Annotated in this window: 16 protein-coding genes; 11 read left to right on the forward strand and 5 right to left on the reverse strand. The window is 62.7% G+C overall.

Annotation, left to right across the window (positions count from 1 at the left end):
* Positions 1-8 precede the first annotated feature (8 nt).
* The 3 genes from ACFSUD_RS15210 (at position 9) to ACFSUD_RS15220 (ending at position 2327) form a co-directional block, all read left to right on the forward strand.
* On the forward strand, positions 9-800 hold the full coding sequence (locus ACFSUD_RS15210) for an ABC transporter substrate-binding protein (RefSeq protein ID WP_386375358.1): 792 nt from the start codon (positions 9-11) through the stop codon (positions 798-800).
* Positions 801-867: 67 nt separating this feature from the next.
* On the forward strand, positions 868-1557 hold the full coding sequence (locus ACFSUD_RS15215; protein ID WP_386375359.1) for an ABC transporter permease: 690 nt from the start codon (positions 868-870) through the stop codon (positions 1555-1557).
* Positions 1558-1559: 2 nt separating this feature from the next.
* Positions 1560-2327, forward strand: coding sequence for an ABC transporter permease (locus tag ACFSUD_RS15220; RefSeq protein WP_386375360.1), 768 nt, complete (start codon positions 1560-1562; stop codon positions 2325-2327).
* 79 nt (positions 2328-2406) lie between these two features.
* Here the strand turns inward: ACFSUD_RS15220 and ACFSUD_RS15225 are convergent, their stop codons facing one another.
* Positions 2407-3306 (reverse strand): LysR family transcriptional regulator, encoded by a 900-nt coding sequence (locus ACFSUD_RS15225; protein WP_386375361.1) that lies wholly within the window; start codon positions 3304-3306, stop codon positions 2407-2409.
* 113 nt (positions 3307-3419) lie between these two features.
* Here ACFSUD_RS15225 and ACFSUD_RS15230 point away from each other — a divergent pair, with 113 nt between their 5' ends.
* From ACFSUD_RS15230 to wrbA, 3 genes are all read left to right on the forward strand, one after another.
* Complete coding sequence (locus ACFSUD_RS15230; protein WP_386375362.1) at positions 3420-4352, forward strand: VOC family protein; 933 nt, start codon at positions 3420-3422, stop codon at positions 4350-4352.
* A gap of 46 nt (positions 4353-4398) precedes the next feature.
* Positions 4399-4806 carry a DoxX family protein gene (locus tag ACFSUD_RS15235; protein WP_386375363.1) on the forward strand — a complete coding sequence of 136 codons (408 nt, stop codon included), beginning with the start codon at positions 4399-4401 and terminating at the stop codon, positions 4804-4806.
* 95 nt (positions 4807-4901) lie between these two features.
* Positions 4902-5492, forward strand: coding sequence for an NAD(P)H:quinone oxidoreductase (gene wrbA, locus ACFSUD_RS15240; RefSeq protein WP_386375364.1), 591 nt, complete (start codon positions 4902-4904; stop codon positions 5490-5492).
* A gap of 136 nt (positions 5493-5628) precedes the next feature.
* On the opposite strand, the gene ACFSUD_RS15245 is transcribed toward wrbA, so the two are convergent.
* Entirely contained in the window at positions 5629-6426 is a 798-nt protein-coding gene (locus ACFSUD_RS15245; protein ID WP_386375365.1) for a helix-turn-helix transcriptional regulator, read from the reverse strand.
* Positions 6427-6561: 135 nt separating this feature from the next.
* Here ACFSUD_RS15245 and ACFSUD_RS15250 point away from each other — a divergent pair, with 135 nt between their 5' ends.
* From ACFSUD_RS15250 to ACFSUD_RS15270, 5 genes are all read left to right on the forward strand, one after another.
* Positions 6562-7635: an ABC transporter ATP-binding protein gene (locus ACFSUD_RS15250; protein ID WP_386375366.1), complete on the forward strand. Its 1074-nt coding sequence runs from the start codon at positions 6562-6564 to the stop codon at positions 7633-7635.
* A gap of 3 nt (positions 7636-7638) precedes the next feature.
* On the forward strand, positions 7639-8550 hold the full coding sequence (locus ACFSUD_RS15255; RefSeq protein WP_386375367.1) for an ABC transporter permease: 912 nt from the start codon (positions 7639-7641) through the stop codon (positions 8548-8550).
* Complete coding sequence (locus ACFSUD_RS15260) at positions 8543-9346, forward strand: ABC transporter permease (RefSeq protein ID WP_386375368.1); 804 nt, start codon at positions 8543-8545, stop codon at positions 9344-9346. The genes ACFSUD_RS15255 and ACFSUD_RS15260 overlap by 8 nt, the downstream gene beginning before the upstream one ends.
* 20 nt (positions 9347-9366) lie before the next feature.
* Positions 9367-10386, forward strand: coding sequence for an ABC transporter substrate-binding protein (locus ACFSUD_RS15265; protein ID WP_386375369.1), 1020 nt, complete (start codon positions 9367-9369; stop codon positions 10384-10386).
* Positions 10387-10455: 69 nt separating this feature from the next.
* Entirely contained in the window at positions 10456-12159 is a 1704-nt protein-coding gene (locus ACFSUD_RS15270) for an amidohydrolase (protein ID WP_386375370.1), read from the forward strand.
* A gap of 142 nt (positions 12160-12301) precedes the next feature.
* Here the strand turns inward: ACFSUD_RS15270 and fhuB are convergent, their stop codons facing one another.
* The 3 genes from fhuB to ACFSUD_RS15285 are packed head-to-tail and all read right to left on the reverse strand — an operon-like array spanning position 12302 to position 16046.
* Positions 12302-14281, reverse strand: coding sequence for a Fe(3+)-hydroxamate ABC transporter permease FhuB (gene fhuB / locus ACFSUD_RS15275; RefSeq protein WP_386375371.1), 1980 nt, complete (start codon positions 14279-14281; stop codon positions 12302-12304).
* Positions 14278-15174: an iron-siderophore ABC transporter substrate-binding protein gene (locus ACFSUD_RS15280; RefSeq protein WP_386375372.1), complete on the reverse strand. Its 897-nt coding sequence runs from the start codon at positions 15172-15174 to the stop codon at positions 14278-14280. The genes fhuB and ACFSUD_RS15280 overlap by 4 nt, the downstream gene beginning before the upstream one ends.
* Positions 15171-16046, reverse strand: a complete 876-nt coding sequence (locus tag ACFSUD_RS15285; protein WP_386375373.1) for an iron-siderophore ABC transporter substrate-binding protein — start codon at positions 16044-16046, stop codon at positions 15171-15173. Before ACFSUD_RS15285 ends, ACFSUD_RS15280 begins: the two co-directional genes overlap by 4 nt.
* Between the last annotated feature and the right edge of the window lie 15 nt (positions 16047-16061).

Here is a 16061-nt window from a genome sequence, read left to right on the forward strand (position 1 = left end):
ACCACACCATGTTTCGTAGAACCATCCTTAGCAGCGCTGCTGCCATTGCACTGAGCGCCGTCGCCCTGCCACTGGCCGCCCAAGACACGCTGCGCATCGGCGTCGAAGGCGCCTACCCTCCGTTTTCCTCCAAGGAATCCGACGGCACGCTTGTCGGCTTTGACATCGACATCGCCAAGGCACTCTGCGCCGAGATGCAGCGCGAATGTGAATTGGTCGAGCAGGAATGGGACGGCATGATCCCGGCGCTGAAGGCGCGCAAGTTCGATGCCATCGTCGCGTCCATGTCGATCACCGAAGAGCGCAAGCGCCAGATCGATTTCTCCGACAAATACTACAAAACCCCGGCCCGTCTGGTGGCTCCCAAGAATGCCGACTTTGAAGGCACGCCCGAAGGTCTGGCCGGAAAGCGTATCGGTGTGCAGCGCGGCGCAACCCATCAGTGCTACGCGGAAAAGATGTTCCCCGATGCCGAGATCGTTCTCTACGGCTCGCAAGACGAAGTGTTCCGCGATCTCGCACTTGGCCGCGTGGACGCGCAGCTGTCTGACAGTCTGATCGCGCAGGAAAGCTTTCTGAGCGCGGAGGCCGGTGCCGATTACGCCTTCCTTGGTGGCGATCACACGGACGTTGAATGCTACGGCGAAGGCGTGGGCATTGCCGTGCGCAAGGGTGAGGACGCGCTGCGCGAGGACCTGAGCAAAGCAATTGCCGCGATCCGTGAGAACGGCACCTATGCCGAGATCAACGACACATACTTCCCCTTCGACATCTACGGCGGTCGGCCTGCGGGCGAGTAAGTCTCCGCCCTACACCTTTCATCAGGGCGGCCCTGCGCTGCCCTGATGATCCTTTAAGGAACACGCGATGAACCTGCTTTTGGAATACCAATCCCAATTGATCGACGGCACGATCATGACGATCAAACTGGCGCTCACCTCGCTGGTCATCGCCCTGATCTTTGGCCTGCTCGGTGCCTGGGCCAAACTTTCGCACAACCGGCTGGCCCAGCGACTGGCCGCTGCCTACACCACCATCGTGCGCGGGGTGCCAGACTTGGTGCTGATCCTGCTGGTGTTCTTTGGCGGTCAGGTGACGCTTAACAAAATCGGCGCGGTGACGGGGCTTTGGGGCTACGTCGAGGTCAGCCAGTTCGCAGCGGGGGCCGGTACGATCGGCGTGATCTTTGGGGCCTATTTCACCGAGACCTTTCGCGGGGCGATCATGGCGATCCCGCGTGGGCAGATCGAGGCTGGTATCAGCTGCGGAATGCGCAAATCGCTGATCTTTCGCCATATCATCTGGCCGCAGATGATCCGCTATGCCCTGCCGGGCTTTACCAACAACTGGCTGGTGCAACTCAAGACCACGGCGCTGGTGTCAGTCATCGGGCTTCAGGACCTAGTCTATAACGCCTTCACAGCCGGGCGTTCGACGGGCCAGCTTTTCACCTTCATGGCGGCGGCATTTGTCATCTACCTGCTGCTCACCGGCATCTCTGATCTGCTGCTGCGCGCGGTGGAGCGGCATTATAACCGTGGCGTGGTGAGGGCGTGATGATGGAAAACCTGCTGACCTATATCCCGCTCGACATCTCCCTGATCGCAGAGAACTTTGACCGTTTCCTCTATGGCGTTTGGGTGACGCTTAACCTGACCTTCCTGTCGCTGTTGCTGGGCGGCTTGCTGTCGATCCCCATGGCCATTGCCCGCGCGTCGAAACACCGGGTCTTTAACCCCTTGGTGCAGGGCTACACCTATGTCTTTCGCGGCACGCCGCTCTTGGTGCAGACCTATCTGATCTATTACGGCGTCGGCCAGTTTGAAGTGATCCGCCAGAGCTTCCTGTGGGATCCGATCCTGTCCTCGGCGTGGTGGTGCGCGCTCATCGCCTTCACGCTCAACACCGCCGCCTATACGACCGAACTGCTGCGCGGTGCCATTGCCGATACGCCGACCGGAGAGGTCGAGGCGGCTATTGCCACCGGGCACTCCTACCGCAGCCGGATGCGCCGGATCATTTTGCCCTCGGCCTTCCGTCGCGCGATCCCGGCCTATTCCAACGAAGTCATCTTCATGCTGCACGGCTCGGTCATTGCCAGCACGATCACCTTGCAAGATATCCTTGGCGTTGGGCGCTGGCTGAACGGGCGCTATTACCTCGCCTATGAAGGCTTCATCACTGCTGCCCTGCTCTATTTCCTCATTGTGCTGTGCATCACATGGGCCTTCCGCGGGTTTGAGCGCCGTTACCTGCGCCATTTGACCCGGCGCGACACCAACGCCTCGTCCCAAGCGACCCGCCTTCCAACCGCTGAGAGGATATGATCACGAACGAGCGTTTCCGAACCAATCAGGCCGGGAAAGCCACGTGCCCTGTTCCGGTCGGATCATCCGGCGCGGGGCGTCAAAGGCTGCACACCGTCGCCACATGCGTTTCGAAGAAGTCCGAGAACGTCGCCACGCGCAGCGGAAGCTGGTCGTAGGGCGGATAATACAGCGTCAGCCAAATCTCGGGCAACGCCCAATCCGGCAGAACCTGAACGAGGCGTCCCGCCTCGATATCGCGCGCGACGATGAAACGCGGCAGCATCGCGATCCCCTCGCCGTTCAGCACCAGCCGGGCCAGAAGATCACCGTTATTGGCGCGGAACCGGCCTTCGACCCTGTGGCTGCGCTGCGATGATCCCCTTGTCAGATCCCAGATTTCGTCGCGCGCATCCTCCGCGTAGCCAAGACAGACATAGGCGCCCAGATCCTCTGGCATCTTCGGCGCGCCGTTCGCGGCAATATACTCGGCCGAGGCGACCAGAACGCGCGGCACCGGGCAGATCTTGCGCCAGATGGTGGATTTGTCACCCGGCGGCCCCGAGACGCGGATGGCCAGATCGTAATCGTCCTCGACGATATCGACGAAACTGTCCGACAGATGCACGGCCACCTGGGTGTGCGGATGCAGCGTTGCGAATTGCGACAGCACCGGGGGGAGAACCTCGACCCCCAGCGACATGGGCGCGCTGATGCGGATGCTGCCTGCGGTCATGCCCTGCGCCTCGCGGGTTTCCTCGACCGCGCGCGACAGCTCCTGCGCCAGCGGCGCCACGCGCGCCGCATAGAGCGCACCGGCCGAGGTCAGCGACACCCGCCGCGTCGTGCGCACCAGAAGCTGCAACTGCAACCGGTCCTCCAGCGCCGCGACGGTGCGCGTGACCGAGGCTGGTGTCATCCCGAGCTGGCGCGCCGCCCCGGCAAAGCTCTCCAGCTCGGCCACGCTCAGAAAGACGCGGATGGATTCCAATTCTCCCATGCCGCCATTGTTACGCGCAGTGCAATAGTCAATGCAAGATTATAGCTGTTCAGCTGAATGACGCCCGGCCCTATCTTCAGGTTCAAGCAAGTTCACCAACCGAGGAGTCTGCCATGCTCACCCAGATCAAAGGCCTGCACCACGTCACGTCGATAGCGGCGGCTGCGCAGCAAAACAACGATTTCTTCACCAGGATTCTCGGCATGCGTCGGGTCAAGAAAACCGTGAATTTCGACGCGCCCGAGGTCTATCATCTCTATTACGGAGACCAGACCGGCACCCCCGGCACGATGATGACCTATTTTCCCTTTCCGCATATCGTGCAAGGGCGCCGCGGGACGGGGGAAGTGTCCGAAACCGCCTTTGCCATACCCGTTGGCACGCTCGGCGTCTGGCGCGATCGCCTGTCGAAGGCCGGGGTGAATGGCCTCGAAACGCTTGAGCAATTCGGCGAGAAACGTCTGCGCTTTTTCGGGCCCGATGGCGACGGCTTCGCACTGGTCGAGGTTCCGGGCGACACGCGCACGCCCTTCGACGGTGGCCCGGTCCCGACCGACATGGGCATCCGCGGCTTTCGCGGCGTGACCATGCGCCTGCGCGATGCCGAGGCGACGGCGCGTCTGCTCGGCTTCATGGGTTACCGCGAGATTGCCCGCGAGGGTGCGCTCATTCGCATGGGCCTCGAGAACGGCAACGGCGCCGATGTCATCGACATCGAAACATTGCCTGATGCCGAGCGGGCCCGCGAGGGCGCCGGATCGGTGCATCATGTCGCCTTTGCGGTCGAGGACCGCGCGGCGCAGGCCGTAGTGCGCAAGGCACTGCTGGAGGCAGGCGTGCATGTCACGCCGGTCATCGACCGCGATTATTTCTGGGCGATCTACTTCCGCACCCCCGGCGGGGTGCTCTTCGAGATCGCAACAAACGAGCCGGGATTTGACCGGGACGAAGACCTTGCCCATCTGGGCGAGGCGCTGAAGCTGCCCGATCAGCACGCCCATCTGCGCCCCCGGCTCGAGCGCGCCCTGCCCGCCCTCATTGACTGAACGCGACAGCGGGATAACTCATGCCAATCAGAAACGGAGTAAGAATATGAACGTCCGGAACTACCAAACCGTCTGGAATCCGCGTTTGCTCAGCATCTTGCGTATCGCTGCCGGGTTGACCTTTCTTTCCTACGGTTCGGAAAAGATCCTCGGCTTTCCCTCAGGCCGCACGCCCGAGATGTTCTCGATGTCCTGGAATGCCGGCCTGATCGAGCTTGTCACCGGGGCGCTGCTGGCTTTGGGACTGTTCACCCGTCCCGCCGCCTTTGTGGCGTCCGGCACGATGGCGGTTGCCTATTTCGTGGCCCATGCACCGCGGAGCTTCTTTCCCTCCGTCAATGACGGTGCCGCGGCGATCCTGTTCTGTTTCGTGTTCCTGTACCTGGTATTCGCAGGTCCGGGACCCTGGAGCCTGGACGCGATGCGCGCCAAGGCGCCCGGCAGAGATATCTGACACAACCCTCAAAACGTGCCCTTTGACCCGGCGACAGCGGATCTGTTGCCGCCACGGGCAATCATCTTTGACCACCAACCAAATGGAGAACGAAAATGACCGTCAAACTCGCAATCGTGTATTATTCCAGCTATGGCACCAATCACCAGATGGCCAGCATTGCCGCCGATGCGGCGCGCGAGGCCGGTGCCGAGGTGCGTCTGCTCAAGGCAGCGGAAACCGCGCCTGATGCGGCTGTCAACAGCCAGGACGCCTGGAAGGCCCAGGCCGAAAAGACCGCCGACATTCCCGAGGCCACAGCCGCGGATATGGAATGGGCCAACGCCTATCTCATCTCGGCACCGACCCGCTTTGGCGTGATGGCAAGCCAGATGCGCGCCTTCATCGACACGCTGGGCGGTGCATGGTCGAGCGGCAAACTGGCAAACAAGCCGGTGTCGGCGATGACCTCTGCGCAGAACGCCCATGGCGGTCAGGAAACGACGCTGCAGTCGATCTATGTGACCGCGATGCACTGGGGCGGATTCATCGTGGCGCCCGGCTACACCGACGAGGTGCTCTTCAAGACCGGCGGCAATCCCTATGGCTACAGCCACACTGCCGGAGAGGAATTCTCGGACGACGCCAGGTCCGCCATCGCCCACCAGGCCCGCCGCCTCGTCGACGTGGCCGGCAAGCTGGCCTGATCTTTATCTTTCGCGTTCGCGGATTGCATGTTCCGCGGGCGCGTCACCGATCCGCAGGCGATTTTGCCGCCGGGTGAGGCTGCTTGTTGTCCGACGCTTGGCCCATTGCGGTCCCACGGAAACTCGCAAGCGCCGGTCACAGCAGGTGCTTGAAAACGCCGAAGAGGTCGCGCTGCGATGAGATGACAAGCTTGCGGTAAAGGTTGCGGCGATGGACCTTGCAGGTCTCGGTTGCGATATCCAGCAGCCTTGCCGCCGAGCCGTTCGAATGTCCCTGCAAGACCAGCCCGGCGATCTGAGCCTCGCGCCGGGTCAAGCTGATGTTCAGCCGGTTCCGGGCATGGCCCCGGATCGCATCGGCAAGCGGCGGGCGCGTGGCGGTCGGCTGGATTGGGGGTGCCGGTGCCACCGCTTCGCAATGCTGCACCAGAAGCTCCAGCAACAGGGGCGCATAGCTCTGCAAATATTGCAATTCGGTGCGCCGGAAGGGCCCCTGCCCGTCCCGCCGGTTCAGCGACAGATGCGCGACACCGCCGTCCTGCAGGGGGGCGAGCAGGCCAACTTCGTCACAAAGCCCGGTGCCGCGATAATACTGCAGGTAATATTCGCTGGAAAAGAACCGGTCCGGCGCGATGTCGACCAGGCGGAACACGCCGCCGCCCTCAGGCGGGGGCCCATGCAGATAGAAAGGGTCAAAGCCGTAGCTGCTCTCTATATAATCTTCGAGGGGGCGGCCGAGCAGTTTCCCCGGCTCGATCCAGTGGTCCAGGAGAAGGGGCGGTCGGCCCGCATCGAAACGCAGCATCAGGAAAGTGCCAAAGGCCATGCGCGCGCTGAAAAGGGCCATGTAGGCCTCGAAGAAATCAGAAGTGCCGACGGCCCGAAAGGCATCGCGCAATTGCGCAATCGCCAGTTTTGTCAGCGCGTCGCTCAAAGGTACTCCAAGATCTGATCAAAAATTGAAGAACACTACCCCTCATGGGGTATATTCACCAATTGATATTGGCGCAATCATGCAGGTCAGGCTTTGCTCAAAAACAAGAACCAGGCTAGGCAATCAGGGGGAAAGATGGCGAAGGCAATCACCGCTCGGGCACTGCGCAAAGTATATCCTGGCCATCCGCCGGTCGAAGCGCTGGCAAGCATTGATCTGGAAATCCAGGACAACGAATTCTTCACGCTGCTGGGGCCATCGGGCTGTGGCAAGACCACTCTGCTGCGGCTGATCGCAGGGTTCGAACATCCGACCTCGGGAAGTCTGGAGATGTTCGGCGAAAGCCTGCTGGACTCTCCGCCCTACAAACGCCCGATCAACACCGTCTTCCAAAACTACGCGCTGTTCCCGCATATGACCGTCGCCGAGAATATCGGTTTCGGATTGCAGATGCTGGGCACGCCCAAGGCCGCGATCAGGTCCACCGTCGCCGAGATGATGGAACTGGTGCAGATGACGCAGATGGCGGATCGGCAGACCAGTCAGATTTCGGGCGGGCAGCAGCAGCGGGTCGCCCTTGCCCGCGCCTTGGCCCCCCGGCCCAAGATCCTGCTTTTAGACGAACCCTTGAGCGCACTTGATTTCAAGCTGCGCAAGAAGATGCAGCTTGAGTTGAAACGGCTTCAGACAGAGACCGGCATCACCTTTATCTTTGTGACGCACGATCAGGAAGAGGCGCTGACCATGTCGGACCGTATTGCGGTCATGTCCAACGGCGCCGTGCGGCAGGTCGGACGCCCGCGCGAAATCTATGACCGCCCGGCAGATCGTTTCGTTGCGGATTTCATCGGCGATACCAATTTCCTCCCGGCAAAAATCATCGGGCGCGACGGCGAGACCGCGCAGCTGCGCCTGCCCTCGGGCAAGATGGTCCAAGCCCATGCGAATGAGGCAAGCGCCGGCCAAGTGACCCTCGCGCTGCGGCCTGAGCATGCGCAACTGACCTCAGAAGCCGAAGGGCTTTTGGCCGGAAGCCTGCGTGACGTGGTCTATTTCGGGACGGATACGCATTTCCATGTCGGTCTGGACGACGGCAGCGAGTTTGTTCTGCGCCAGCAAAACGGCCCGACGGTCGCGCATTCCTATGTCACGGGTGACCGGGTTGGAGTGTCCTTCCCCGATGGGGCCGCTCAAGTGCTGAGGGACTGACGCATGGCAGAGCTTTCAAACACCGTCGTCAAACGCGCCGCCCGGACCCGTTGGCTGCTGCTGACACCGGCGCTGATAATCCTGATCTTCGCCGCCAGTGGGCCGTTGTTGATCACCTTGGTCTATTCCTTCCTCACACCCGGCGATTATGGTGGGGTGGTCTGGGATTTCTCGACCGATGCTTGGTTCGGTGTGCTGATGCAGCGCGATATTTTCGACGACACCATGGGCTGGTCGGATGCGCATCTCAGCATTTTTTGGCGGTCGCTCAAACTGTCGATCCTGACCACGATCGCCTGCCTGTTCTTTGGCTTTCCCACCGCCTATTTCATCGCAACACGCCCGAAAAAGCAGCGGGAATTCTGGATGCTGCTGATCATCATTCCTTTTTGGACGAACCTGCTGATCCGCACGTTCGCCATTTTGGAACTGATCCGGAACGAGGGGACCGTCAATTCGATCCTCATGGGTTTGGGCATTATCGATGAGCCGATCCAAATGCTGTTCACCGAATTTTCGATCATCTTGGGCATGGTCTATGTCTATCTGCCGCTGATGGTGCTGCCGATCTATGCCTCATTGGAGCGGTTGGATTTCCGGCTCGTTGAAGCGGGCTATGACTTGTACGCCACACGGCTTCACGTGCTGCGGCGGGTGATCCTGCCGCTGGTGAAACCGGGGGTGATCGCGGGCTCGATTCTTGTCTTGGTGCCGTCGCTTGGCGCCTATGTCACGCCGCGCGTGATGGGCGGGGGCAACCAGTTGATGATCGGCAACCTGATCGAGTTGCAATTTGGACAGGGACGGAACTGGCCCTTGGGGGCGGCGCTGTCGATCACTTTGCTGGCCATCGTGATGGTGGCGCTGCTGGCCTATGTCCGCGCCGCGGGGAATGAAGAGGTGCAGCATGGCTAATCGCGGTTTCGACATTCGCAAACTGACCGGATTTACCAGCATCGCGATGGCATGTTTCTTCATGCTGTACATGCCGATCATTCTACTGGTGGTCTATTCCTTCAACTCAGGCACCTCTATCGCCATTTGGGAGGGGTTCTCTTGGCGCTGGTATGTGTCGGCTTGGGACAATCAAATGGTGCAGGAGGCGACCGTCCGCAGCCTTGTCATCGCGGTCTCTGCCGCTGCAATCTCGACCAGTGTTGCGGTGCTGGCGGCCCTTGGCACCACCCGCACGGGCAAGTTTCGCGGGCAGAGCACCGTGTTTGCGCTGATCCACCAGCCGCTGATGGTGCCGGAGATCGTGACAGCCGTGGCGCTGCTGATCTTCTTTGCCTCGATCAAGGTCGTCACTGGCTACACCGGGCTGCTCTATCTGATCATCGCGCATTCCGCCTTTTGCATCCCCTTTGCCTATCTGCCCATTCGTGCGCGGTTGCAGGGGATGGACCTGACGCTGGAGCAAGCGGGCGCCGATCTTTATGGCACGCCGTTTCAGGTTTTCCGCCATGTGACCCTGCCGCAGCTTTGGCCCGGCATCCTTGCCGGGGCGATGCTGGCCTTCGTCATCAGTCTTGATGATGTGGTCATTACCGAGTTTGTGAAATCCGCCGGGCAGGACACTCTGCCGACCTATATGCTGGGCCAACTTCGGCGGGTGGTGACGCCAGAGATCAACGCAATTTCGACCGTATTGCTCTGCATCTCTGTTACAATGGTGATCGCCTATACCCTGCTCAGCAGAGCCAAAAAATAATCAACCAACGGGAGCGTAAGATGAAAAAGACATTAACGGCACTGACCCTCATCCTTGCCGGGCCAGCCTTGGCCGAAGGCGAGCTGAACATCTACAACTGGGGCAATTACACCAGCCCTGAGATGATCGAGAAGTTCGAGAAAGAGACCGGCATCAAGGTCACCATCACCGACTATGACAGCAACGACACCGCGCTGGCCAAGATCAAGGCGGGCGGTCACGGCTTTGACATTGTCGTGCCCTCCGGCACCTATGTGCCGATCTTCATCGGCGAAGGGCTGCTGATGGAGAGCAAGCCCAACGAGATGGAAAATTTCAAACATATGGACCCGCAGTGGATCGACGTCGAATTCGATCCGGGCCGCAATTATACTGTGCCGTGGCAGTGGGGGACTGTGGGTGTCACCGTGAACACCTCGGTCTATGACGGCGACATCAACACCGCCGCCGTGATCTTTGACCCGCCAGAAGAGCTGAAGGGCAAGATCAACGTGGTGCCAGAGATGAATGACGTCATGGGCATGGCGATCCATTATGCGGGCGGCGAGCAATGTACGGCCGACAAGGAGATGCTGAAAAAGGTCCGCGACATTCTGCGCAACGCCAAGCCCAACTGGCTGTCGATGGACTATGGCAATATCGAGAAATATGCCAAGGGTGACCTCGCCGCCGGGGTGAACTGGAACGGCGCGTCGTTCCGGGCGCGCAACCAGAACCCCGACATCGCTTTCGGCTACCCGCAAGAAGGCTACCCCGTCTGGATGGACAATGCTGCAATCCTTGCGGATGCCGCCAATGTGGAAGAGGCGAAGACCTTTCTCAACTTCGTGATGGACCCGGAAAACGCCGCGATGCTGTCTGAATTCGCGCGCTATGCCAATGGTATCGCGGGATCAGAAGAGTTCATGCCCGAAGACATGCAATCCGCCCCCGAAGTGGTGGTACCGCAGGAGCTGAAGGGTGCGGCCTATGTCGCCAAGGCCTGCCCGCCGGAAGCGCAAAAGCTCTACACCGCGATCTGGACCGACCTTCAGAAATAAGACCCGCGTTCACGGATAAACGCATTGCGCTCCGGCCTTGGTCGGGGCGCGTATTGAAACAAGGAACCAATGACCATGCCGGCAGATATCGTCATTCATAACGGCGCGCTGATTACCTTTGACACTGACCGGCCCAAAGCCAGTGCGCTTGCCATCACTGGCAATCAAATCACGGCTGTTGGCTCTGACGCTGAGATCAAACCGCTGATCGGCCCGCAGACCAAGGTGATCGACGCAAAAGGCGGTACGGTGCTGCCCGGCTTTATTGACAGCCATGTGCATTTGTTTGGCGGCTCGGTGGAATTGGAATATCTCAGCCTTTACGGCGTCACCGGGCTGGAGGAGATGCGCCGCCTGATCCGGCCCTATGCAGATGCCAACCCAGACGACAGGATGCTGTTTTGCGTCATGGCCGATTACGGCATCCTTGACACAGGCAAGACCCTCACGCGGCACGACCTTGATGCGATCCTGCCTGACCGGCCCCTTGCCATGTTCGCCCCCGATCACCACACGGTCTGGGCCAATACCGCCGCATTGGAAGCGGCAGGTCTGTTGGAAGGCGGAGAGGTCGACGCAGGCTCTGAAATCGTCATGGGCGATGACGGGCGGGCCACGGGGGAATTGCTTGAGCCCGGCGCCTATAGTCCGATCCTGTCGCTCACCCGATATGGGGGCCGCGACATGCTGGGCCTCACCGCTGGCCGCGACCCCGAGCCGCCCGCCACACCGCAAGAACGCGCGATGGACAAAGACGTCATCGCACGCGGACTGGCCCATTGCGCGGCGCAGGGCATCACCGGCCTGCACCTGATGGACGGCAATCGCTACCAGCTTGAACTGTTGTCAGAGTTGGAAGCCGAAGGCCGGTTGCTCTGCCGTTGTCATGTGCCGTTCCACCTTAAGGGCATTGACCCGGTGGCGCGTCTGACTGAGCAAGCCCCGGCCCTGCGCGCAGCGTTTCAGGGGGAGAAAGTCCGCTGTAGCCATGTCAAAATGTTCATCGACGGCGTGATCGAAAGCGGGACCGCGCTGATGTTGCAACCCTATCCGGGGAAGATGGGCAGAGACGGCAATAAGGGCGATGAGGTTTTCACCCAAGAGCATTTCGTCGCCGCCTGTGTCGAGGCTGACCGGCTCGGCTTTCAGATCGCCGTTCATGCCATCGGTGACGCCGCCGTGCGCCGGACCATCGACGCCTTTGAGGCCGCGCAAAAGGCCAATGGAAAGCGCGACAGCCGCCACCGGATCGAGCATATCGAGGTGATCCACCCCGATGATATTCCCCGACTGGCCGAACTGGGCATCGTCGCGTCTTTGCAGCCGGGCCACGCGCCGCGCGGTCATGTCTTTCCACCCGACGGCGTCGGGAACTATATCCGCCCCGAGCAGATCGCTGGAGCCTATGCCTGGCAGACCCTCCGGGAGAGCGGGGCGAAGGTGATCTTTTCAACCGATTGGCCGGTCATCCCCGTGGATGTGATGCCCAGTATCAAGGCCGCAGTCGCGCCGCTCGATCTTGGCAAGGACTGGCCGGACCAGACCCAGACACTTCGGGATACGCTCGCCAGCTACACGCGAGACAACGCCTGGGCCGAATTCGCCGAGACCACGCGTGGCAAGCTGAAAGAGGGTATGACCGCCGACATCGTGGTCTTGAGCCACGATCTGACCCAACTGCCCGCGGGAGATATCACCGAGGCGGTTGCGGTGACCTCGGTGATGGACGGCCAGATCACGTTCCAGCGGGAAGGCAACGGAACTGATCTATAGGCGGGCTTTGACTGATAAACGCTATAGCAGTTCCGGCCCAGCCGGTTGGTGACCCGCCGAGCCCGTTTCCTTGGATGATCCGGATCGCGGCCTGCGGATCGTTCGGTTCTCGGGACTCGATGTGGATCAGGCGAGATAGGCATTATGGCTTTGCGCGGCGTGCGCGGATCATCAGCACCAGTAAGTACCCGCCCCCGAGGATCGCCGCGAAGGTGCCCGCAGGCAGTTGCATCGGATAGACGAGGCTTCGGCCGAGCCAGTCGGACAGCACCAGCAGGCAGGCCCCGAGCAGGGCGCCGAGGCTCACTTGGCTGCCTGCGCGGCGGGCGCCGAGCGCGGTGGCCAGATGCGGCGCCAGCAGTCCGACAAAACTTATCGGCCCCATGATCGCCGTCACGATCCCCGCCAGGGAGGCCGCGAGACACAATCCGAGCAGCCGCACGCGGGTGGTCTCCAGCCCCCGGGCCGTCGCCACCACATCCCCCATGCCGATGAGATCGAGCCAGCGGCGCGCGGCGAAGCTCAGCGCCAGAGCCGCGCTCGCTGCACCGATCAGCGCCAGTGCGCCGAGGGGCGAGATCCGGTAGGTCGAGCCGTTCAGCCAGCCGAGGATCGCAACCGAGTCCGCAGTGCCCGCGGCCATCGCGATCTTGACCAGCGCATCGAGCAGGGCGCCGAGCGAAATTCCCAGGAGGGCGACAAACATCGGGGCATGGCCGTGCCGACGCCCCAGAAGGATCAGCGCCGCCAGGACCACCAGGCTGCCCAGCAGGGCGACGGCGATGCCAAGGGCATGAATGGAGTTTCCGGTGACGAGCGCGGTGGCCACCAGCGCGAAGGTCGCGCCGGATGACATGCCGAGGATATCCGGACTGGCGAGCGGATTGCGGATCACCCGTTGCAGGATCATGCCCGAAACCGCCATTGCCGCGCCCGCGCCGCTGGCCCCCAGAATCCGGGGCCAGCGAAAAGACAGGGTCAGCGGGTCAGGCCAGGCGACGGCCCAGCCCGAAGCGCCGGGGGAGAGGCAAAGGGCGCAGAAACAGGTGCCGAGCACGAGCATACAGATCCCGAGCCGCGTGCGCGGAGCGATCCGCATCGGTCCGGTCGGCATTTCGAGCGCGGCGTGACCGGCGGCGCCCAAGCGGCGGCGCAGGAGCAGGATCAGGGCGGGCGCCCCGGCCAGCGCCGCCGCGGCGCCGGTCGGGACCATGTCGCGCAGCAGGGTGCTGGCGCTCACCGCGATCAGGTCGGCACCGACCAGAAGCGCCGCACCGATCAGCCCGCTCATCAGCATCTCGCGCAGCGGGCCGCGCGCCTTGCCGAGCCCGGCGATATTCGGTGCCAGCAATCCGATAAAGCCGATCATGCCGACCGAGGCGACGCTCACGGCGGTCAGGAACAATGCGAGCAGCGCCAGCAGGCCAAGCCAGGGGGGCAGCGCAAGCCCGCGCCCCTCTGCGCCGCCCGCGCCCAGCCGCAAAAGCCCCAATACGCGCGTGCAGGCGATGGCGGCAAGGATCGCGCATCCCAGACGCGGCCAGGCCCAGCCGATGTCGTCCCAGCCGTTCTGCGCGAGATCCCCGGCACCCCAGATGAAGAGCTGTCCGAAATAGGGGCTTTGCAGCAGAATGATCGCCGAGGCGACCGCGCCGAGCAGGAGATTGACCGCCATGCCCGCCAGCACCCCGCGCAGCCCCATCAAGCCGCGCAGACCGGCGATTGCGACAAGCAGGCCGAAAGCGGCCGTGGCCCCGGCGAGACTGACCCATTCGCGTGCCGAAGCCGCCAGCTCCGGCGCCAGGAAGGTCGCGACGATCATCGCCAGCCAGGCGCCCGACGAGGCGCCCAGCGTCAGGGGCGAGGCCAGCCGGTTGCCGGTCATCTGCTGGAACAGGCTGCCTGCAATGCCGAGCGCGATGCCGACGAGCGTTCCCATCACGATACGGGGCAAAACCGCATGGGTCGCCTGAATATCGGAAAATCCCGCCGGGGCCGCCCCCGTCACCAGCTCGGCCAGTCGGCCCGCCCCGATATCCACGCCGAGCCGGAGATGCAGGAGGACGAAGAGAGACAGCGCGGCGAGCGCAAGAGGCGCGGTGAACGGGAAATCCCTGTTCATCGGGACATCGCCTGCAGGGCTTGGGTGAAGACGCGCGCATGACGCAGAAGCGACAGGTAGCCGCCATAACTCCAGACCGGCGCCGCCTCGGCAAAGCGGTCGGCCTGCACGGCGGGTAAATGGCGCCAGATCGGCGTGTCGAATACCGCCGTACCGGCCATATGCGGGCGGATCGCGATCACGGCACCGGTGCCGACCTCGATTAGCGCCGACAGGGGGCGCTGCACCGCACCCCAGCGCGACGGCGGCTGCGGCAGGGCGTTCTGGATACCCAAAGCCTCAAGGGCGGCGGCGGGCATGGAATTGGCGCCGTAGATCCAGACGCCGGCGTCATCGCGCAACCGCACAACGGCGACGCTGGGCACCTCTCCGTTAAAGGCGGCGAAGAGGGATTGCCGCAAGGCGGACAGCTCCGCGGTCATCGCGGAAATGCGCGCCTCGGCCAGCGCGGCACGTCCGGTCAGCTGTGCAATGGTCTCAAAAATGTCCCGCGCCGCGGCGATATTGTCGTGATCCTTCGAGAAGGCCTCGAAGACACGCACCGGGGCAACCCTTTCCAGCCGCGCAAGCTGGGCAGGATCGAGATCGGAGGCCAGGATGAGGTCCGGGGCCAATGACGCGATCTGTTCGAGATTGGGTTCGCTGCGCAGACCGATATCGGCGACGCTCTCCGGCAGCGCCGGGTCGATGACCCATTCGCGATAGAGCGCCAGCTCGGGCGCGCCCACCGGGGTGATGCCAAGATCCAGCAACTGTTCGGTCAGCGCCCAGTCCAGAACGACAATTCTTTCCGGCACCTGTGCGGATCCCTGCTTCTCGTGCCGCTCCGGGGCCGTCGCGGCGCCGAGCGGATTGGCCAACAGGCTCAGGGTCAGGATCAGCAGGCGGATCATGGCAGAGCCTCGGGATCGATGGTGAGCAAGCCCTCGGCAATCGCCTCGGCCATGTAGCCCAGCGAGACCGCGCCGCCAAAAGCCCAGACCGGCCCGGTCTCGGCGAACCGTCCACCCTGAACGAATGGCATGAAGCTCCAGAGCGCGGAGCCGAAAAGCGCGCGGCGCGCAGGAAACGGGGTGAAATTCACGACGATTGCCCTGTCAAACCTCGCAAGGTCTTCGACAGGCCGCTGCCGGAATCCCCAGCGGTTCGGAGCGCCGGGATCGGGATGGGGCAGGTTCATCATTGCGAGGGCGGCGCGGGCCATGCCGTTGGCACCGTGAATGCGCACCGTTGTCGGACTCAGCAGGCGGATCGGCAGCACTTCGGGGAGCGGCTCGCCAAAATGCGCATGCAATCGCGCCGCTGCTGCCTCGATACGCGCGTCGCTGCGCGCCAGCGCGGCCCTCGCCTCGGCCCCTCGCCCCAGCCGGGTGCCGAGCGCGAGAAATTCCGCCCGGGCGGTCGCAGCATTGTCCTGATCGGCGCTGAACCCCGGAACATGCCAGACCTCGGCGATCCGACCCAGGGCCGGGAGCAGGTCGCGCTGTTGATCGGAGGCGAGGATGAGATCCGGAGCCAGCGCCGCGATGGTTTCGAGGTTGGGCTCCGTGCGCAGCCCCACGTCCGGCGTGTCGAGGGCCAGTTCGGGCCGCCCGACCCAGGTCCGGTATCCCATCACATCCGCCACGCCGATCGGCACGACGCCGATTGCGAGCAGTGATTCCGCCAGCGCCCAGTTGAGGGCAACGATACGCATCGGCGGCTTTTCCTGCGCGGCAAGCGGCGCGGCGAGGGAGAGCAGAATGGCTAGGGCGAGGCGCAGCATGGCCAATACTCCGCA

Source organism: Sulfitobacter aestuarii (assembly GCF_042685005.1).
In the GTDB taxonomy this organism is placed as follows: Bacteria; Pseudomonadota; Alphaproteobacteria; order Rhodobacterales; family Rhodobacteraceae; genus Sulfitobacter; species Sulfitobacter aestuarii.